The sequence below is a fragment of the Pseudomonas sp. LB3P25 genome (genome assembly GCF_054897985.1).
In genome coordinates, this window is sequence record NZ_CM142711.1 from 5,116,400 (window position 1) to 5,135,347 (window position 18,948).

General features: G+C 60.5%; 17 protein-coding genes. 11 read left to right on the forward strand and 6 right to left on the reverse strand.

All coding sequences use genetic code 11. The features are described 5' to 3' along the window. The first annotated feature begins 40 nt into the window (after positions 1 to 40). From ccoG to ACYZTW_RS23610, 8 genes are all read left to right on the forward strand, one after another. Complete coding sequence (gene ccoG, locus ACYZTW_RS23575; protein WP_462005830.1) at positions 41 to 1,456, forward strand: cytochrome c oxidase accessory protein CcoG; 1,416 nt, start codon at positions 41 to 43, stop codon at positions 1,454 to 1,456. An 11-nt stretch (positions 1,457 to 1,467) separates the two neighbouring features. Continuing rightward, positions 1,468 to 2,007, forward strand: coding sequence for a FixH family protein (locus tag ACYZTW_RS23580; RefSeq protein ID WP_462002022.1), 540 nt, complete (start codon positions 1,468 to 1,470; stop codon positions 2,005 to 2,007). A gap of 140 nt (positions 2,008 to 2,147) precedes the next feature. Continuing rightward, positions 2,148 to 4,598, forward strand: coding sequence for a heavy metal translocating P-type ATPase (locus ACYZTW_RS23585; RefSeq protein WP_462002023.1), 2,451 nt, complete (start codon positions 2,148 to 2,150; stop codon positions 4,596 to 4,598). 22 nt (positions 4,599 to 4,620) lie between these two features. After that, positions 4,621 to 4,839 (forward strand): cbb3-type cytochrome oxidase assembly protein CcoS, encoded by a 219-nt coding sequence (ccoS, locus tag ACYZTW_RS23590; RefSeq protein WP_007905420.1) that lies wholly within the window; start codon positions 4,621 to 4,623, stop codon positions 4,837 to 4,839. Beyond that, complete coding sequence (locus ACYZTW_RS23595) at positions 4,832 to 5,515, forward strand: sulfite exporter TauE/SafE family protein (RefSeq protein WP_008146819.1); 684 nt, start codon at positions 4,832 to 4,834, stop codon at positions 5,513 to 5,515. The genes ccoS and ACYZTW_RS23595 overlap by 8 nt, the downstream gene beginning before the upstream one ends. Positions 5,516 to 5,707: 192 nt before the next feature. Next, positions 5,708 to 7,090 carry an oxygen-independent coproporphyrinogen III oxidase gene (gene hemN, locus ACYZTW_RS23600; RefSeq protein ID WP_462005831.1) on the forward strand — a complete coding sequence of 461 codons (1,383 nt, stop codon included), beginning with the start codon at positions 5,708 to 5,710 and terminating at the stop codon, positions 7,088 to 7,090. A gap of 128 nt (positions 7,091 to 7,218) precedes the next feature. Beyond that, entirely contained in the window at positions 7,219 to 7,953 is a 735-nt protein-coding gene (fnr, locus tag ACYZTW_RS23605; protein ID WP_462002024.1) for a fumarate/nitrate reduction transcriptional regulator Fnr, read from the forward strand. A gap of 79 nt (positions 7,954 to 8,032) precedes the next feature. Then, the gene (locus tag ACYZTW_RS23610; protein WP_462002025.1) at positions 8,033 to 8,581 is read left to right on the forward strand and encodes an adenine phosphoribosyltransferase; all 549 of its coding nucleotides are present in this window, start codon (positions 8,033 to 8,035) and stop codon (positions 8,579 to 8,581) included. A 137-nt stretch (positions 8,582 to 8,718) separates the two neighbouring features. Here ACYZTW_RS23610 and ACYZTW_RS23615 read toward each other — a convergent pair whose 3' ends face one another. From ACYZTW_RS23615 to dnaX, 5 genes are all read right to left on the reverse strand, one after another. Next, positions 8,719 to 9,867: an acyl-CoA dehydrogenase family protein gene (locus ACYZTW_RS23615; protein WP_462002026.1), complete on the reverse strand. Its 1,149-nt coding sequence runs from the start codon at positions 9,865 to 9,867 to the stop codon at positions 8,719 to 8,721. Positions 9,868 to 10,050: 183 nt separating this feature from the next. Beyond that, positions 10,051 to 10,653, reverse strand: coding sequence for a recombination mediator RecR (recR, locus tag ACYZTW_RS23620; RefSeq protein ID WP_033055661.1), 603 nt, complete (start codon positions 10,651 to 10,653; stop codon positions 10,051 to 10,053). A 65-nt stretch (positions 10,654 to 10,718) separates the two neighbouring features. Beyond that, the gene (locus ACYZTW_RS23625; protein ID WP_462002027.1) at positions 10,719 to 11,753 is read right to left on the reverse strand and encodes an NADP-dependent oxidoreductase; all 1,035 of its coding nucleotides are present in this window, start codon (positions 11,751 to 11,753) and stop codon (positions 10,719 to 10,721) included. A 179-nt stretch (positions 11,754 to 11,932) separates the two neighbouring features. Further along, positions 11,933 to 12,271, reverse strand: coding sequence for a YbaB/EbfC family nucleoid-associated protein (locus ACYZTW_RS23630; protein ID WP_008028561.1), 339 nt, complete (start codon positions 12,269 to 12,271; stop codon positions 11,933 to 11,935). A 67-nt stretch (positions 12,272 to 12,338) separates the two neighbouring features. After that, positions 12,339 to 14,435 (reverse strand): DNA polymerase III subunit gamma/tau, encoded by a 2,097-nt coding sequence (dnaX, locus tag ACYZTW_RS23635; RefSeq protein ID WP_462002028.1) that lies wholly within the window; start codon positions 14,433 to 14,435, stop codon positions 12,339 to 12,341. A 143-nt stretch (positions 14,436 to 14,578) separates the two neighbouring features. Between dnaX and ACYZTW_RS23640 the strand changes: the two genes are divergently transcribed. Then, positions 14,579 to 15,328, forward strand: a complete 750-nt coding sequence (locus ACYZTW_RS23640; protein WP_462002029.1) for a substrate-binding periplasmic protein — start codon at positions 14,579 to 14,581, stop codon at positions 15,326 to 15,328. Between the two features lie 143 nt (positions 15,329 to 15,471). Here ACYZTW_RS23640 and ACYZTW_RS23645 read toward each other — a convergent pair whose 3' ends face one another. Beyond that, a complete protein-coding gene (locus ACYZTW_RS23645; protein WP_462002030.1) occupies positions 15,472 to 17,172 on the reverse strand; it encodes a putative bifunctional diguanylate cyclase/phosphodiesterase in 1,701 nt (566 codons plus the stop codon). Between the two features lie 283 nt (positions 17,173 to 17,455). Between ACYZTW_RS23645 and ACYZTW_RS23650 the strand changes: the two genes are divergently transcribed. Together ACYZTW_RS23650 and ACYZTW_RS23655 are read left to right on the forward strand one after the other, a co-directional pair. Beyond that, a complete protein-coding gene (locus ACYZTW_RS23650; protein ID WP_462002031.1) occupies positions 17,456 to 17,770 on the forward strand; it encodes a helix-turn-helix domain-containing protein in 315 nt (104 codons plus the stop codon). A 160-nt stretch (positions 17,771 to 17,930) separates the two neighbouring features. Further along, positions 17,931 to 18,836: a DUF2167 domain-containing protein gene (locus tag ACYZTW_RS23655; protein WP_462002032.1), complete on the forward strand. Its 906-nt coding sequence runs from the start codon at positions 17,931 to 17,933 to the stop codon at positions 18,834 to 18,836. Positions 18,837 to 18,948 lie beyond the last annotated feature (112 nt).

Sequence of the window (18,948 nt, forward strand, 5' to 3'; positions counted from 1 at the left end):
TACTGACCGAGGCATTTTTCCACTGCCGTGGGATGCAATGATGAGCAATCAGATTCCGGTAAACGACGTCACACCGCCTGCCAAGAACGCGAACAACAGCGTCGACCTCTACGCCTCTCGGGAAAAAATCTACACCCGCGCCTTCACCGGCCTGTTCCGCAACCTGCGGATGATGGGCGGTGCCGGGCTGTTTCTGTTGTATTTCGGTACGGTCTGGCTGAGTTGGGGTGGCCATCAGGCCGTCTGGTGGAACCTGCCAGAACGCAAATTCTTCATCTTTGGCGCAACCTTCTGGCCTCAGGACTTCATCCTGCTCTCGGGGATCTTGATCGTCAGCGCCTTCGGCCTGTTCTTCATTACCGTGTACGCCGGGCGGGTCTGGTGCGGCTATACCTGCCCACAGAGCGTCTGGACCTGGATTTTCATGTGGTGCGAGAAGGTCACCGAAGGCGACCGCAACCAGCGCATCAAGCTCGACAAAGCGCCCATGAGCGCCAACAAATTCCTGCGCAAACTCAGCAAACACTCGATGTGGTTGTTGATCGGCTTCGTGACCGGCATGACCTTCGTCGGTTATTTCTCGCCGATCCGCGAGCTGACCATCGACTTCTTCACCGGTGAAGCCGACGGCTGGTCGTATTTCTGGGTCGGTTTCTTCACCCTCGCCACCTACGGCAATGCCGGCTGGTTGCGCGAGCAGGTGTGCATTTACATGTGTCCGTACGCACGCTTTCAGAGCGTGATGTTCGACAAAGACACCCTGATCGTTTCCTACGACCCACGCCGTGGTGAAAGCCGCGGCCCGCGCAAGAAAGGCGTCGACTACAAGGCCATGGGCCTGGGCGACTGCATCGACTGCACCATGTGCGTCCAGGTCTGCCCGACCGGTATCGACATCCGCGACGGCCTGCAAGTCGAATGCATCGGCTGTGCGGCCTGCATCGATGCCTGCGACAGCATCATGGACAAGATGGATTACCCGCGCGGCCTGATCAGCTACACCACCGAGCACAACCTGTCCGGGCAAAAAACCAATAAACTGCGCCCGCGCCTGATTGGCTATGCCACGGTGCTGCTGGCGATGATCGCTTTGCTGATGACCGCGTTCTTCATGCGTTCGCTGGTCGGTTTCGACGTCAGCAAAGACCGCGTGCTGTACCGCGAGAACGCCGAAGGCCGGATCGAAAACGTCTACAGCCTGAAGATCATGAACAAGGATCAGCGCGACCACACCTACGTGCTCGAAGCTGCTGGCCTGCCGGACCTCAAGCTGCAAGGCAAGCGCGAGATCAAGGTCGCCGCCGGGGAGATTTTCAGCCAGCCGGTCGAACTGTCCAGCGCACCGGAAAAACTGCCATCGAGCACCAACGAGGTGAAATTCATCCTCAAGGATGCCGATGACGACAGCGTCCACATTGAAGCCAAGAGCCGGTTCATCGGCCCACAAGTTCGTTGAGAGAAGTGATCATGCCCGCAGCAAATGCCGCAAGCCCCTGGTACAAGCACCTTTGGCCGTGGATCATCATCGCCATCCTGGCGTGTTCCGTGACCCTGACCTTGTCCATGGTGACGATCGCGGTGAAGAACCCGGACAACCTGGTCAACGACAACTATTACGAGGCCGGCAAAGGCATCAACCGCTCCCTCGACCGTGAGCTGCTGGCGCAGACCCTGCTGCTGCGCGCCAGCGTTCATCTGGACGACGTGACCGGCGAAGTCGACCTGCGCCTGAGTGGCAACAGCCAGCCCAAAACCGTTGAGCTGAACCTGATCTCGCCGACCCAGCCGGAGAAGGATCGCAAGATCACCCTGGCGCGCAGCGAAACCGAACAGGGCCGCTACATTGGCCAGTTGAGTGACAAGGTTGATGGTCGTCGCTTTGTAGAGCTGCTGGGTGTACAGGATGACAAGACCTGGCGCATGTTCGAAGAAGAACAGGTTAGCCATGACAAGGATTTGCTGCTGGGTGATGAGCCGCTGCAGGGCGCGGAAGACCTGAAAAAATAAAGTCGCGCTTCGCGCATCGCGAGCAGGCTCGCTCCCACAGTGGATCTGCGGTGTACATGAATTTTGTGCACGACATCGATCAAATGTGGGAGCGAGCCTGCTCGCGATGAGGCCCTCCCGGACGATATAGATTCCAGCTCATGAGTACTCCAACCCCCTGCTACCACTGCGCCCTGCCCGTCCCGGCCGGCAGCCGCTTCACCGCTGTCGTCCTCGGTGAAACCCGCGAGTTCTGCTGCCCGGGTTGCCAGGCCGTGGCCGAAGCCATCGTGGCCGGCGGACTGGAAACCTATTACCAGCATCGCAGCGAGTCATCGGCCAACCCCGAAGCCTTGCCGGTGCAGTTGGTGGACGAACTGGCGCTATACGACCGCGCCGACGTGCAAGCCCCCTTCATCCGCCACGAAGGCGGACTCGCCGAAACCACCCTGTTGATGGAAGGCATCAGTTGCGCCGCCTGCGGCTGGCTGATTGAGAAACATCTGCGTGGCTTGCCGGCGGTGGCCGAAGCACGCCTGAACCTGTCCAACCATCGCCTGCACGTACGATGGGCCGATGCGCAACTGCCGCTGAGCCAGGTACTCAGCGAATTGCGCCACATCGGTTACGCCGCCCACCCCTATCAGGCCGACCGCGCCAGTGAACAACTGGCCAGCGAAAACCGTCTGGCCCTGCGTCAACTCGGCGTGGCCGGGCTGCTGTGGTTCCAGGCGATGATGGCGACCATGGCCACCTGGCCGGAGTTCAACATCGACCTCAGTCCCGAGCTGCACACCATCCTGCGTTGGGTCGCGCTGTTTCTCACCACCCCGATCGTGTTCTACAGCTGTGCGCCCTTCTTCAAAGGCGCCATGCGCGACTTGCGCACCCGCCACCTGACCATGGACGTTTCGGTGTCGCTGGCGATTGGCAGCGCCTATATCGCCGGGATCTGGACCTCGATCACCGGCGTCGGTGAACTGTATTTCGATGCGGTCGGCATGTTCGCGCTGTTCCTGCTGGCCGGGCGTTATCTGGAACGTCGCGCCCGCGAACGCACCGCCGCCGCCACCGCACAACTCGTCAATCTATTGCCCGCCTCGTGCCTGCGCCTGAGTGTCGACGGGCAGAGCGAGCGGATCCTGCTCAGCGAACTGCGCGTGGGCGATCAAGTGCTGGTGCACCCCGGCGCGATCCTCCCGGCTGACGGCAAGATCCTCGACGGCCGGTCGAGCATCGACGAATCCCTGCTCACCGGCGAATACCTGCCGCAGCCGCGCACGCCGGGCGATGCCGTCACCGCCGGCACCCTGAACGTCGAAGGCGCATTGACCGTGGAAGTCCTGGCGCTGGGTCAAGACACCCGACTGTCCGCCATCGTCCGCCTGCTGGACCGTGCTCAGGCCGAGAAGCCGCGACTGGCGGAAATGGCCGACCGCGCCGCGCAATGGTTCCTGCTGCTGTCGCTGATTGCCGCTGCCGTTATCGGCCTGATCTGGTGGGAACTGGATTCCTCGCGAGCCTTCTGGATTGTGTTGGCGATGCTCGTTGCGACGTGCCCGTGCGCCTTGTCCCTGGCCACACCGACCGCCCTCACCGCCGCCACCGGCACGCTTCACAAACTCGGTTTGCTGCTGACTCGCGGCCATGTACTGGAAGGCCTGAACCAGATCGACACGGTGATTTTCGACAAAACCGGCACGTTGACGGAAGGTCGCCTGGCCTTACGTTCGATTCGCCCGCTCGACGCACTCACCAGCGATCAATGCCTGAGTCTGGCCGCCGCCTTGGAAAACCGCTCTGAACATCCAATCGCCCGCGCGTTTGGCCGGGCACCGCTGGCCGCCGAAGATGTCCACAGCACGCCGGGGCTAGGCCTTGAAGGGTTGGTCGGTGAGCAACGCCTGCGCATCGGCCAACCGGGTTTTGTCTGCGAACTCAGTGGCGCCAGTGTTCCATCGATGCCGGATGAAGCCGGCCAATGGTTGCTGCTCGGTAACCGCCAGGGACCGCTGGCGTGGTTCGTCCTCGACGACCGCTTGCGTGCCGACGCCCCCGCCCTGCTCGCAGCCTGCAAGGCTCGCGGCTGGCGCACATTGCTGCTGTCCGGCGACAGCTCGCCAATGGTCGCCAGTGTCGCCGCGGAACTGGGTATCGACGAAGCCCGAGGCGGCTTGCGTCCGGACGATAAATTGCAGGTCCTGCAACAGCTGCACAAGGAAGGCCGCAAGGTGTTAATGCTCGGTGACGGGGTCAACGACGTGCCAGTGCTGGCCGCCGCCGACATCAGCGTGGCCATGGGTTCGGCCACCGATCTGGCGAAAACCAGTGCCGACGCGGTATTGCTGTCGAACCGCCTCGATGCATTGGTACAAGCCTTCAGCCTGGCTCGGCGCACCCGTCGGGTAATCATCGAGAACCTACTGTGGGCCGGGCTGTACAATGGCCTCATGTTACCGTTCGCCGCCCTCGGCTGGATCACTCCGGTATGGGCCGCGGTCGGCATGTCCATCAGTTCGTTGACCGTGGTGCTGAACGCCCTGCGCCTGACCCGCATGCCAAACACGCCTGCGGTCAGCGCCACGCCAGAAACCCGCCCGCTGCCGGCCTGAGCCGCGCGGGCATGGAGTCCAGATGCCAGCTCTCTACGTGATGATCCCGGCCGCGCTGCTGATCGTGGCCATCGCTATTTACATCTTCTTCTGGGCAGTCGACAGCGGTCAGTACGACGACCTCGACGGCCCGGCCCACAGCATCCTGTTTGACGACCAGGACCCGAACCACAAGGCCGCGGTCGACGAGGCCAGCGGCCATCCGGCCAAACCGGACGACAAGGCGCCGCCCCATGCTTGAGTTGGCGCCACTGTTGGTGTCTGCGGTGATTCTCGGCCTGCTCGGTGGCGGGCATTGCCTGGGCATGTGCGGCGGCTTGATGGGCGCGTTGACCCTGGCGATTCCCAAGGAACAACGCAGCCGACGCTTTCGACTGCTGCTGGCCTACAACCTGGGGCGAATTCTCAGCTATGCAACGGCTGGCCTGCTGATCGGTCTGGCCGGGTGGGCGGTGGCCAACAGCCCGGCGGCGATGTTCATGCGCGTCATCGCCGGATTACTGTTGGTCGCCATGGGCCTGTACCTCGCCGGTTGGTGGAGCGGCCTGACCCGCATCGAAAGCCTCGGTCGCGGCCTGTGGCGGCACATCCAGCCGGTTGCCAATAAACTGCTGCCGGTATCGAACGTACCCCGCGCGTTGCTGCTGGGCGCGCTCTGGGGCTGGCTGCCATGCGGGTTGGTTTACAGCACCTTGCTGTGGTCGGCGAGTCAGGGCAATGCGCTGGACAGTGCGCTTTTGATGCTCGCGTTCGGGCTCGGCACCTGGCCGGTGTTGCTCGCCACGGGGTTGGCGGCTGAGCGGGTCACGGCGTTGTTGCGCAAACGTAGCGTGCGGATGACGGGTGGATTACTGGTGATCCTGTTCGGCATCTGGACCTTGCCGGGGCCGCATCAGCATTGGCTCATGGGGCATTAGATCGGCGGCGCGCCCATCGCGAGCAGGCTCGCTCCCACATTGAAATGCATTCCCCTGTGGGAGCGAGCCTGCTCGCGAAGAGGTCCTCACCAACGACACAAATCCTGACCTTTGATGCAAATCAAGATGCCCCTCCGCGCCGCGCCCTAGACTCGCTGACACTGCCAGCCTATCCGGGGGAATGCCCGCATGTTGCTCGACGCCATTCGTTGGGACACCGATCTGATCCGCCGTTACGACCTGGCGGGACCGCGCTACACCTCCTACCCGACCGCGGTGCAATTCGACGGTCAGGTCGGCACGTTCGACCTGTTCCACGCCCTGCGCGACAGCCGTAAAGCCCTGCGCCCGTTATCGCTGTATGTGCACGTGCCGTTCTGCGCGAACATTTGCTACTACTGCGCCTGCAATAAAGTCATCACCAAGGACCGCGGCCGGGCCCAGCCCTATTTGCAGCGTCTGGAGCAGGAAATCCAGTTGATCGCCTGCCACCTCGACCCCGAGCAGAAAGTCGAGCAACTGCATTTCGGCGGCGGCACCCCGACCTTTCTCAGTCACGATGAACTGCGCCAGTTGATGGCCCAGTTGCGCAAAAGCTTCAACTTGCTGGACGACGATTCCGGCGACTACGGCATCGAAATCGACCCTCGCGAAGCCGACTGGGCGACCATGGGCCTGCTCCGTGAACTGGGCTTCAACCGGGTCAGTATCGGCCTGCAAGACCTCGATCCGGCGGTACAACGGGCAGTCAATCGCCTGCAAAGCCTGGAAGAAACCCGCGCGGTGATCGACGCCGCACGCACGCTGCAGTTTCGCTCGATCAACATTGACCTGATCTATGGTTTGCCGAGACAAACACCGGAAAGTTTCGCCCGCACCGTCGATGAAGTCATCAACCTGCAACCGGACCGCCTCTCGGTGTTCAACTACGCACACCTGCCGGAACGCTTCATGCCGCAACGGCGAATCAACAGCGACGAGCTACCGACACCGGCGCAAAAACTGGAAATGCTCCAGGGCACCATCGAGCAGTTGACCAAGGCCGGTTACCGCTACATCGGCATGGACCACTTCGCGCTGCCCGACGATGAACTGGCGATTGCTCAGGAAGAATCGACCCTGCAACGCAACTTCCAGGGCTACACCACACACGGGCATTGCGACTTGATTGGCCTGGGCGTGTCGGCCATCAGTCAGATCGGCGACCTGTACTGCCAAAACAGCAGCGACCTGAATCAGTACCAGAACGCCCTGGCCGGCGCGCAGCTCGCCACCAGCCGTGGGCTGCTGTGCAACGCCGATGACCGCCTGCGACGCGCGGTCATCCAGCAACTGATCTGCACTTTCAGCCTGGAATTCACCCAGATCGAACACGCCTTCAACATCGACTTTCAGGGCTACTTCGGCGAACTTTGGCCACAGTTGCAGGGAATGGCCGACGACGGACTGATCGAACTTGATAACGAACGGATCACCGTACTGCCCGCCGGACGATTGCTGGTGCGTTCGGTGTGCATGGTGTTCGACGCGTACCTGGAACAGCACAATCGCCAGCGGTTTTCACGGGTGATCTAGCCATCACCTCACTGGCCGGTCTACGAAACGCTGATTTACGCCCCTGCGACAAAATCGCCGCGTGCCTGAATATCCTCCCGTGAGTTACCCTTACGGCTTATGTGTGTTTTCCCACAAGGATTGAAGAAATGTCCGAGCCAGTAAAGCTGCGCGCTCATAGTCAGGCCCATTGCAAGGATTGCAGCCTGACCCCCCTCTGCTTGCCACTTTCTTTGAATCTGGAAGACATGGATGCGCTGGACGAAATCGTTAAACGTGGCCGCCCGCTGAAAAAGGGCGAATTCCTGTTCCGCCAGGGCGACACCTTCGATTCCGTTTATGCAGTACGCTCGGGCGCCCTGAAGACCTTCAGCCTGAGCGATGGCGGCGAAGAACAACTCACCGGTTTCCACCTGCCGAGCGAACTGGTCGGCCTGTCGGGCATGGACACCGAAAAACACCCGGTCTCGGCGCAAGCCATGGAAACCACATCAGTGTGTGAAATCCCTTTCGAACGCCTCGACGAACTGGCACTGCAATTGCCGCAACTGCGCCGTCAGTTGATGCGCGTGATGAGTCGCGAGATTCGCGACGATCAGCAAATGATGTTGCTGCTGTCGAAGAAAACCGCCGACGAGCGCATCGCCACGTTCCTGGTCAACCTGTCGGCCCGTTTCCGCGCCCGGGGTTTCTCGGCCAACCAGTTCCGCCTGAGCATGTCGCGCAACGAAATCGGCAATTACCTGGGCCTTGCGGTGGAAACCGTGTCCCGGGTGTTCACGCGCTTCCAGCAAAACGAACTGATCGCCGCTGAAGGCAAGGAAATCCATATCCTCGACCCGATCCAGCTCTGCGCCCTGGCCGGCGGTTCGCTAGAGGGCTGATTTCGGCGATGGCGGCTGAGCGAAACGGTTCAGCCACCGTTATACTGCGTCGTTTGCAGCCTGCCAGGATTCTTCGACTATGGCCTTCGACGCCTTCGACATCAAATCCCTCATCCGCCCTGTGATCGACTTTCCCAAGCCGGGCGTGATCTTTCGCGACATTACCCCATTGTTCCAGTCGCCCACGGCCCTGCGCCTGGTGATGGACAGTTTTGCCCATCGTTATGTCGAGGCCGACTTCACCCACATCGGTGCGATGGACGCGCGTGGTTTTCTGATCGGTTCGATCCTGGCCTATCAGCTGAACAAGCCGCTGGTGCTGTTCCGCAAGCAAGGCAAACTGCCGGCCGACGTGCTGGCCGAGGGTTATGCGACCGAATACGGCGAAGCCTTCCTCGAAGTCCATGCCGACAGCCTGTGCGAGGGCGATTCGGTGGTGATGTTCGATGACCTGATCGCCACGGGCGGTACGCTGATTGCGGCGGCGAACCTGATTCGGCGCATGGGCGCGCGGGTTCATGAAGCAGCGGCGATCATTGATTTGCCGGAGTTGGGCGGGTCGCAGCGGCTGGAAGATATGGGGATTCCGACGTTTTGCCTGACGCAGTTTGCGTTGAGCGATAAGTAAAAGGCGGCGTCTACACCGACGCCTTCGCGAGCAGGCTCGCTCCCACAGGTTTTTTGTGATCGCCGCAAATCCCCTGTGGGAGCGAGCCTGCTCCGGGCGGCGTTCCGACGAAAGCGTCAGCCGCAACACCGCAAAACTCAAAGCCCGATCTGCTTGCTGATGATCTCGTTCATCACTTCTCGTGTCCCCCCACCGATCGACAAGATCCGGTTATCCCGATACAGCCGCTCCACCAAGCTCTCGCGCATGTAGCCAAGGCCACCAAGAATCTGCACAGCATCCGTGGTAATCCGATCAGCCGTGTCAGTCGCAAAATTCTTGGCCATGGAAATCTCCTTGATCACACTCTGCCCCGCCGCCATTTTCGCCGCCTGGCGGTAGGTGAATTCCCGTGACACCTCCAGCGCCGTCGCCATTTCGGCAAGGCGATGCTTGAGTACCTGAAACTTGCCGATGGGTTTGCCAAAGGCTTCGCGCTGACGCGCCCATTTCAGGCTCTCCTCCAGCGCCAACTGCGCGGTCATGTTGGCCATCAGCGCCAAGGCCAGACGCTCGCTCTGGAAGTTGCCCATGATGCAGGCGAAGCCCATGTTCTCGGCGCCAATCAGATTTCCTACCGGCACCCGGCAGTCGTCGAAGAACAACTCGGCCGTGTCCGACGCCCACCAGCCCATTTTCTTCAACTGACGACCGACGGTGAAACCGGGCGTGCCCTTTTCGATTAGCAGCAGACTGATGCCGCCGAAACCCGGTTCGCCAGTGCGCACCGCAACGGTGTAGAAATCCGCGCGGACGCCACTGGTGATAAAGGTTTTGCTGCCGCTGACCCGGTAAAAGTCGCCGTCGCGCACGGCGCGGGTTTGCAGGTTGGCGACGTCAGAGCCACCACTGGGCTCGGTCACAGCCAAGGCGCTGATCTTCTCGCCGGCGAGCACCGGCGGTACAACGCGATCGCGGACTTCAGGCCTGGCCCACTTGAGGATCGGCGGCAGGCCGATGTCCAGCGAGCCAAGCCCCGCCACCAGACCGCCGGAGCCACAGCGCATCAGCTCTTCGCTGGCGGCGACCTTGGCGAACAGATCACCTTCGTGACTGCCGCCCAGGGCTTCGGGATAACCGATCCCCAGAATCCCCGCCGCGCCAGCCTTGAGGTAGAGCTCACGGGGAAAGCTTTCGGCTTCTTCCCACTGGTCGATGTCCGGCAAGATCTCGCGCTCGACGAAGCGTCTGACGCTGTCGCGGACCAATTGGTGGCTGGGGTCGAAGTATTCCTGAAAGGCAGGCATCGGCGAACTCCACTGAAGGTTCAGCGAAGTTAACCGAGCGCTTGCTTGGTTTTCAACAAGATTGTGTGAATCAGATAAACCTAGGCGCACCCTTCGCGAGCAGGCTCGCTCCCACAGGGGTTTTGTGAACACCACAAATCCAATGTGGGAGCGAGCCTGCTCGCGAAGGCGTCAGCTGTAGCACTACAAAGCGATCGGCTTACGCCCGGCAAACGAATGCGCCAGCGTCCCGCCATCCACCAATTCCAGCTCGCCGCCCAACGGCACACCGTGGGCGATGCGTGAGGCGATCAGGCCTTTGTTGCTGAGCAACTGGGCAATGTAATGCGCTGTGGCTTCACCTTCCACGGTCGGGTTGGTCGCGAGAATGACCTCAGTGAATGTGCCCGCCTCTTCGATCCGCGCCAGCAATTGCGGAATACCGATGGCTTCCGGCCCCAGTCCGTCGAGTGGCGACAGATGGCCCTTGAGCACAAAGTAGCGACCACGGAAACCGGTCTGTTCCACCGCATAGACGTCCATCGGCCCTTCCACCACGCAGAGCAAGGTGTCGTCGCGACGGGTATCGGCGCATTGCGGGCAGAGGTCGTCTTCGGTCAGCGTGCGGCACAACCGGCAATGGCCCACCCCTTCCATGGCCTGGCTCAGTGCCAACGCCAAGCGAGAGCCGCCGCTGCGATCACGCTCGAGCAGCTGCAACGCCATGCGTTGGGCAGTTTTCTGACCCACACCTGGCAAAATTCGCAGGGCGTCGATCAGTTGGCGAATCAAAGGGCTGAAGCTCATGGGGAAAAGTCCGACAAAACAACGAGACGCGGTTTATACCCGCGCCTCTGTTTAGCGTCAATTACTCAGTCCTGGGCGACCCGTACAACCAGTTTGCCGAAGTTGCGTCCTTCCAGCAGACCGATGAACGCTTCGGGTGCCTGCTCCAGGCCATCGACCACGTCTTCGCGGAACTTCACCTTGCCGTCGCGCACCCACGGCGCCATGGCGCTGACGAATTCCGGCTGGCGATCGCCATAGTCGTCGAACACGATGAAGCCCTGGACTCGCACACGTTTGGTCAGCAGCGTGCGCTGCAATTGTGGCAGGCGATCCGGGCCGGTCGGTGCTTCGTGAGCGTTGTAGGACGCGATCAGACCGCAGAGTGGAATTCGCGCCTTGGGCTTGAGCAACGGCAGCACGGCATCGAACACCTTGCCACCGACGTTTTCGAAATAGATGTCGATGCCCTCGGGGCACCCCTTGGCCAATTCATCGGCGAAGTTCGGGCTCTTGTGGTCAATACACGCATCGAAACCCAACTCCTCGACCACATAACGGCACTTGTCCGCGCCACCCGCCACGCCGACCACTCGCAAGCCCTTGATCTTCGCCACCTGACCGACCACCGACCCCACGGCCCCGGACGCAGCCGCAACCACCAGGGTTTCGCCGGCCTTGGGCTGGCCGATGTCCATCAGGCCCATATACGCGGTCATTCCGGGCATGCCCAACACGCCCAACGCCATTGACGGGCTCGGCAGCCCGGACGGCACCGGAATGATGTTGCGCCCGTCGCTGAGGCTGTGGCTCTGCCAACCGGTGGAACCGACCACCACATCACCTTCCTGAAACTTCGGGTTCAGCGAGCGCTCGACCCGGCTCACAGCGCCACCGGTCATCACCTCGCCGATTTCCACCGGTGCGGCGTAGGACGGCGCGTCGCTCATGCGTCCGCGCATGTAGGGATCGAGTGACAGGTAAAGGGTCTTGAGCAGCACCTGACCGTCGGCCAGGTCCGGCAGCGCAACGCGCTCCAGGCGGAAATTCTCCGGCGTCGGCGCGCCTACCGGGCGGGACGCCAGGACGATACGTTGGTTGAGGGTCAATGCTTGTGGCATGCGAGCTTCTCCTTTGATCGATGAATTCGGCGGTATAGGGAGCAGACCGTTGTGGTGGTATGGCGTTCGATGTTTTCGCCTTTCATTGTGGCGAGGGATTAACAAAACCCGGCAGAAACAAAAATGCCAGGCGCGATGCCTGGCATTTTTTTGTAGCCCATCCGAAGCGCTTTAGCGAATCAGAATGGCAGTTTCATACCCGGAGGCAGTTGCATGCCAGCGGTCATGCCGGACATTTTGTCCTGGCTGTTGGCTTCGATCTTGCGCACGGCATCGTTGACGGCGGCGGCGAACACGGCCTCCAGCATCTCTTTGTCGTCTTCGCTCAAGCCTTCGACCAGGCTTGGATCGATGGTCACGCGCTTGACGTCATGACGACCGGTCATCACCACAGTGACCATATCGCCACCGGCTTTACCGGTGACTTCGGCGTTGGCCAGCTCTTCCTGCATCTTGGCCATTTTTTCCTGCATCTGCTGTGCCTGCTTCATCAGGCCGGCCATGCCACCTTTCATCATGGGAATCACCTCAAAAGTACTTGGATAAAAACAGCGCCCGGCCCTTTCGGCCGACCACCTTCAGTTATTAGCCCTGAGTGACCAGGGTCTCGACAGGTTCAATAGTATCGTTACGGACCACCGCACCGAACTGCTGCATCATTTGCTGGATGAACGGATCACCGTGGATCGACTCTTCGGCCTCGCGCTGACGGTTCGCACGGCGACGGGACGCGGCCTGGGCCGGGGTTTCCTGCTCGGGCTTGATCAGCTCCATGCTCAGGGTCAGCGTACGCCCGTGAAACTGGTTCAACGCATCGTTCAAGCGACGCTGTTGAGTCGCGTTGAACAACGCGCTGTGGGCCGGGTCCAGGTGCATCAGCCAGTAGTCACCCTCGACGGCGATCAGCGTGCAGTTGGCGGCGATGCTGCCGGTCATGCCGGAGATCGGCAATTTCGGGAACAGCTCCAGCCATTGCAGCGCCAGCCCGGTGGCCGGCATGGCGGCCGGTTCAGGCTCGGCTTGCGGCGTTGGCTCGGCGGTGTGTTCGCTGGCCAGTTCATCGAGGTAGCTGTAGGCCGACTCGATGTCTGGCTCGATGTAGTCCTCGTCCAGCGGCGGCTCGTCATCCGGCTCCATACCCGGCGTGGCGACATCAACGTCGGCTACCGACGGCTCCGGAATCGGCGCAGCGGCCCACTCCGGTGCGTCCGGCACCGCGCTGTCGGGGGGCGGCAATGGCATCGGCGCCAATTCGGGCTGTTCGCTGGCAGTTTCCAGCACCGGCTCGACAGCGGGTTGCTGAACGACTTCGGGTTCTATCGGGTCATTCCAGGGTAGATCGACGACGGCTTCGACCACTACTGCCTCAACGACAGGCTCGGGCACGACGACGGGCGCAACTGGCTCAGGCTCGGGCGCTTGCACGGGAGCAACCACCGCCGCAACTGGCGCAGGCGCAACGGTTGCCACTGCCGGTGTAACTGCCGCAGCGACTACCGGCGCAACAACGGGCGCGGCAGCCACTGAATTTGCGGAATCAACCGTGGCCTGGCTGATCCCCACTGTCTTTAGCGGTTGCCTCGGAGCGTCCGCGGTGTCCGCCGGGCGGAACGCGAGCATCCGCAGCAACACCATTTCGAAGCCACCGCGCGGGTCCGGTGCCAGCGGCAAGTCGCGGCGCCCGATCAGGCCCATCTGGTAATAGAACTGCACGTCTTCGGCCGGCAAGGCCTGAGCCAGTGCCAGCACCCGATCACGGTCGCCATGACCGTTGTCGACGCCTTCAGGCAGGGCCTGGGCGATGGCGACACGGTGCAGCACGTTGAGAATTTCCGAGAGCACGCCGTTCCAGTCCGGGCCTTGTTCGGCCAGATGACGGACGGCTTCGAGCAAGGCCTTGGCGTCGCCTTCGATCAGCGCGTGCAGAACGTCGTAGACCTGACCGTGATCGAGCGTGCCGAGCATCGCCCGCACGTCGGCAGCCATGACTTTGCCTTCACCGAAGGCGATGGCCTGGTCGGTCAGGCTCATGGCGTCGCGCATCGAACCGTCGGCAGCACGGCCCAGCAGCCACAGTGCGTCGTCTTCGAATGGCACGTTCTCGACACCCAGCACGTGGGTCAAATGCTCGACCACGCGCTCCGGCGTCATGTTCTTCAGAGAGAACTGCAGACACCGCGAAAGAATGGTTGCAGGAAGTTTCTGCGGATCGGTCGTCGCCAGGATGAACTTGACGTAGGGCGGCGGCTCTTCAAGGGTTTTCAACAGCGCATTGAAGGAATGGCTGGAGAGCATGTGCACTTCGTCGATCAGGTAGACCTTGAAGCGCCCACGGCTCGGCGCGTACTGCACGTTATCGAGCAGTTCGCGGGTGTCTTCGACCTTGGTCCGGCTCGCGGCGTCGATCTCGATCAGGTCGACGAAGCGGCCCTCATCGATCTCCCGGCACACCGAACACTCGCCGCAAGGTGTTGAAGTGATACCTGTTTCACAGTTCAGGCATTTGGCGATGATCCGCGCGATGGTGGTCTTGCCGACCCCGCGGGTACCGGTAAACAGATAGGCGTGGTGCAGCCGCTGGCTGTCCAAGGCATTGATCAGAGCCTTGAGCACATGGGTCTGGCCGACCATTTCGCGGAACGAGCGCGGACGCCATTTACGTGCAAGAACCTGATAACTCATCGAAAACCGTCGCAACGAAGGAACAGAAGCGGCTAATGCTAGCGGAGCAAGGCCAAAATTGCATCCGGTGCGCTCGTCTAATCTGGCTAAGATGGTGTTTGGGGGCTTTTATCGGCTCGGGTTTTATCGGCACCGGAGCGTTTATGCGGCTGGCCTTGGGGGCACTGCTGTTGATCAGCCTGAATGTCGCTGGCGCCGAGCCGCCGCTGCGCTTCGTAGTGCCCGACAGTTGGGCGATGCCGATGGTGCAACTGGACCGCGGCCACCCGACCCAAGGCATCCTGCACGATGTGATGGTCAGCCTCGCGACCCAGGTCGGGGTGCCAGCCGAATTTCACGTGCTGCCTCGCACGCGAGTGCAAAACGCCATGGAGCACGGCGAAGTCGATATCCGCTGCTATGCGGCGCAGTCCTGGCAGCCGAATCAGTCCGGGGATTACATCTGGAGCATTCCACTTTGGTTTCAGCGCGACATGCTGATCAGCCGGCCAGATCCGCTGACCTCAGTGACGCCTGCGGACTTGCCGCGACAATCCATCGGCACGGTACTCGGCTACAGCTACCCGACCCTGCAACCGCTGTTCGACGCCGACCGACTGCATCGCGAAGATGCGCGCAATCAGGAGCAGGTGCTGGAAAAACTCCTGGCCGGACGCTATCACTACGCCGTGAGCAATCAATGGACGCTGGACTGGTTCAATCAGCGCCTGCTGCCTGGCCGGCAACTGCAAGGCGTGGCGGTGCTGCAGGAGCAGAGTGTCGGTTGTTATGTGCGCAACGATCCCAAGGTGCCCGTGCAGCGCATTTTGCGCACCTTGGTGCGAATGAAAATGTCTGGGGAAATTGATGACATTATCCGGCTCTATATAGGTTCCGAGCCAGGCACACCCTAAGCGATTCCTCTGATCGGCACGAGACCATTGTGGGAGCGAGCCTGCTCTCGATAGCGGTATGTCAGTCCCCATCAATGTTAAATGTCAGACCGCTATCGCGAGCAGGCTCGCTCCCACATGGGTTCGCTGTTGATCACAAAACTTCAGCCTACCTGATCCAGCGCCTGCCATTGCGCCGGTGCGACAAAGCCTTCAACCCAACCCGGCACTTCTGCGGGCGGCATCGGCCGGGCAATGAAATAGCCTTGAGCAACTTCGCAGCCCAACCGCAGCAGCAATTCACCGTGCTCGATACTTTCCAGCCCTTCGGCGATCACCTGCCGACCAAACGCCCGAGCCAGGCCAATGACCGCCATGGTCAGGGCCAGATCATCACGATCATTAACGATGTCGCGCACGAACGACTTGTCGATCTTGATGGTTTGGGTTTGCAAACGCTTGAGGTAGCTCAGGGACGAATAACCGGTGCCGAAGTCTCCCAGTGAAAACTGCACCCCCAGCGCCTGACAAGCCTGTAAACAGGCGCTGACATGCTGAATATTCTCGATCGCCACCGACTCGACAATTTCCAGATCGAGCATCTGCGGAGCCACCTGGGCATGCCGGGCTAGCACGTGTTTGAGCCGGTCGACGAAATCCGCGCGCTGAAAATGTCGTGCCGCAATATTAATGCTGACTGGCCAGCCCTGCCCCGCTTGCTGCCAATGATGCAACTGCGACAGGACCTGATCCATCACCCATTCACCTATATCGACGATCAGGTCCGTTTCTTCCACCAGCGGCAAAAACTCCCGGGCCGGCACCATGCCGTGTTGCGGATGTTCCCAGCGCAACAACGCCTCGAAGCCGACAACCTCACCATGACGCATGTTCACCTTGGGCTGGAAATGCACGCGCAACTCACCGACAGCCAGCGCCTGGCGCACTCGCTCGACCGTCTGGTGAGTGGCCTTGACCTCCTGATCCCGGGACACGTCGAATAAATGAAAGCGATTGCGACCGCGTTGTTTCGCCACGTACATGGCCTGATCGGCATGACGTAACAGGGTTTCGGCATCTTCATTGTCGTCGGGGAACAAGGTGACGCCGATACTGGCAAACACATTGATGCCCTTGCCATGCAGCGAGTACGGCGCCGAAATAGCGCCGAGCACCCGGTTCAACGCCGCACGCAGTTCCGGCAGATCACGCACGTATCGCAACACCAGCACAAACTCGTCACCGGCCAACCGCGCCACCACATCTTCGCCGCGCACTATGGTGCGCAAACGCTTGGCCACCTCGACCAACAGCAGATCGCCACTGGCATGCCCGTAGCCATCGTTGACCGCTTTGAAGCCGTCGAGGTCGAGCATGCACACCGCCAGCGGGATGTTTTCGTGCCGGGAGAACTCCAGCGCCTGATCCAGCAAATCCGAGAGGAACGCGCGATTCGGCAGCCCGGTCAGCACGTCATGCCCCACCCGCCATTGCAGTGAATGCAGCAATTGGTGTTTTTCGCTGATGTCGAAACGAATCGAAAGATAACGGTCAACTCGTCCGGTAGCGTTATCGAGCACCGGCACCACGGTGCTGTCGACCCAATACAGGCTGCCATCCTTGGCGCGATTACAAATCTCGCCTTTCCAGACGTTGCCCAAGGCGATGGTGCGCCACATAGCCGCGAAAAAATCGGCGGAGTGCAGACCGGAGTTGAGAAGACGATGGTTCTGCCCGAGCAGTTCTTCGCGGCTATAGCCGGATACGGCACAGAACTGATCGTTGACGTGGGTGATCCGGCCGCTCAGATCTGTCTCGGAAAAAATCGCGGCGGCATCCACGGCCCTGCGGTATTTCTCATCCATGAGTCAGGCTCACTGTGGCTAGCGGTGGTACCGCTCGACCAGTGCGGGATGCCCGGTAGAGATGTTTTTATAGGTAATGCACAGCAACACGATATCACTCCATGAACAGCGTTTGATGGCCTCCTGACAGCAGAGATCAACTAACCTTAAAGACCCCAAATACCCTATTTGTGCGGCTATTCTACGAAACGCATCACATTTTGCAAAGAAAGGTGATGAATCATGCGGTTGCCTAATGCAAAAATCTATCGTTAAGTTCTTGATTCTAAATGGGAATTAAGCGATGCGAATTTCAAGTTTGGGTGCGGCCATTCGGCGCTACCGCAAGGTCGCTGGGCTTACTCAGGCTGAACTCGGCGAAAAAACCGGTTTTGACCCCAAAACCATCAGCCGCTTCGAAACCGGCACCTACACCCCCAGCGTGGAAGCCTTGTTCCTGCTTGCCGATGTGTTGGGCGTGAAGCTGAAAGCCTTTTTCGCAGATTTAGGCGATGAAGATGAACAGCGGGCGTATCTGTTCGGTGTCATACATAAAGCCACCCCGAAGGATCTGGGAAAGCTGATTGCAGCGGTTGACCAGGCCTTGTCCAAGCCTTAGTGCCACAAATAAAAAAGGCAGATGTTTGTCGAATCGACACATCTGCCTTTTGCTCATTCAGGCGCCTGAAAACCGCCCCACCGGGCATTGAAGGTCGTGCATCGATAGTGGCCATCCGATACTCTTCGCATGAAATTAATTCAAAATGTAAGGGAATACGATGAAACACCTCCGCCCGATCCTCATGGCAGCGCTGCTGTGCGCACTTCACGCCCCCGTGCAAGCGGCCAGCAACCCTCCTCCGGCGCCCGCTGAAGTTGCCCAAGCGCAGCAAACGCCCGAACAATTTCTCGCCACCCTGAAGCCGCAGCACGGCACCATCACCCTGCCCTCCGGCATTGCAACGCTGAAGCTCAATAAAGAGTTTTATTACCTGGACCCGAATGACACTGAACGCCTGCTGACCGAGGGCTGGGGCAACCCACCCGGCCACAAGACCCTGGGCATGATCATTCCAAACGCCGTGAACCCACTGACCGCCAGCGGCTGGGGCGTGATTGTCAGCTATAAGGACGACGGGCATATTTCCGACGAAGATGCGGCAAAAATCGACTATGCCGACCTGCTCAAACAAATGCAGGAAGAGGATGAAGAAGACAATAAGGAGCGGCAGAAGCAGGGCTATGCCGGCCTGCACCTGCTGGGCTGGGCCGAGCAACCGCACTACGACGAATCCAGCCACAAAATGTACTGGGCCCGGGAACTGAAAGCCGACGACGCCGAGGACAGCACGCTGAATTACAGCATTCGGGTGCTGGGCCGCAAAGGTGTCCTGGAATTGAACGCTGTCGCCTCAATGGCAGACATGCCGATCATCAAGCAGGAATTACCCAAAGTCATCGCCTTCACCAACTTCACTGAGGGCAACCTGTACACCGACTACAACCCCGGCACCGACAAACTGGCGTCTTATGGCCTGGCGGCACTGGTGGGTGGCGGTCTGGCTGCCAAGGCCGGGTTATTTGCCAAGATCGGCATTTTCCTGCTGGCAGCGAAGAAGTTCTTGATAGTGGGGCTGGTGGTGATTGCGGGCTTTGTGCGCAAGCTGTTCAGCCGCAAGGCTTAAGGTTCTGGTCCTTCCGTGCTGCCGGGTGACGCTGGCAGCGCAGGGTCCGCAGACAGCAGGCATGACAAACCCGCAACACGATGGCGCCGCAGACGAACAAAAATTAAGGTTT

Bases quoted from the DNA above. Each gene is read 5' to 3' on its own strand.
- ACYZTW_RS23640 (WP_462002029.1), top strand. From the start codon at position 14,579: ATGCGGCTGGCCTTGGGGGCACTGCTGTTGATCAGCCTGAATGTCGCT.
- ACYZTW_RS23630 (WP_008028561.1), bottom strand. From the start codon at position 12,271: ATGATGAAAGGTGGCATGGCCGGCCTGATGAAGCAGGCACAGCAGATG.
- ACYZTW_RS23580 (WP_462002022.1), top strand. From the start codon at position 1,468: ATGCCCGCAGCAAATGCCGCAAGCCCCTGGTACAAGCACCTTTGGCCG.
- ACYZTW_RS23645 (WP_462002030.1), bottom strand. From the start codon at position 17,172: ATGGATGAGAAATACCGCAGGGCCGTGGATGCCGCCGCGATTTTTTCC.
- ACYZTW_RS23650 (WP_462002031.1), top strand. From the start codon at position 17,456: ATGCGAATTTCAAGTTTGGGTGCGGCCATTCGGCGCTACCGCAAGGTC.
- ACYZTW_RS23610 (WP_462002025.1), top strand. From the start codon at position 8,033: ATGGCCTTCGACGCCTTCGACATCAAATCCCTCATCCGCCCTGTGATC.
- ACYZTW_RS23615 (WP_462002026.1), bottom strand. From the start codon at position 9,867: ATGCCTGCCTTTCAGGAATACTTCGACCCCAGCCACCAATTGGTCCGC.
- fnr (WP_462002024.1), top strand. From the start codon at position 7,219: ATGTCCGAGCCAGTAAAGCTGCGCGCTCATAGTCAGGCCCATTGCAAG.
- ACYZTW_RS23655 (WP_462002032.1), top strand. From the start codon at position 17,931: ATGAAACACCTCCGCCCGATCCTCATGGCAGCGCTGCTGTGCGCACTT.
- ccoG (WP_462005830.1), top strand. From the start codon at position 41: ATGAGCAATCAGATTCCGGTAAACGACGTCACACCGCCTGCCAAGAAC.
- ccoS (WP_007905420.1), top strand. From the start codon at position 4,621: ATGCCAGCTCTCTACGTGATGATCCCGGCCGCGCTGCTGATCGTGGCC.
- recR (WP_033055661.1), bottom strand. From the start codon at position 10,653: ATGAGCTTCAGCCCTTTGATTCGCCAACTGATCGACGCCCTGCGAATT.
- ACYZTW_RS23585 (WP_462002023.1), top strand. From the start codon at position 2,148: ATGAGTACTCCAACCCCCTGCTACCACTGCGCCCTGCCCGTCCCGGCC.
- dnaX (WP_462002028.1), bottom strand. From the start codon at position 14,435: ATGAGTTATCAGGTTCTTGCACGTAAATGGCGTCCGCGCTCGTTCCGC.
- ACYZTW_RS23595 (WP_008146819.1), top strand. From the start codon at position 4,832: ATGCTTGAGTTGGCGCCACTGTTGGTGTCTGCGGTGATTCTCGGCCTG.
- ACYZTW_RS23625 (WP_462002027.1), bottom strand. From the start codon at position 11,753: ATGCCACAAGCATTGACCCTCAACCAACGTATCGTCCTGGCGTCCCGC.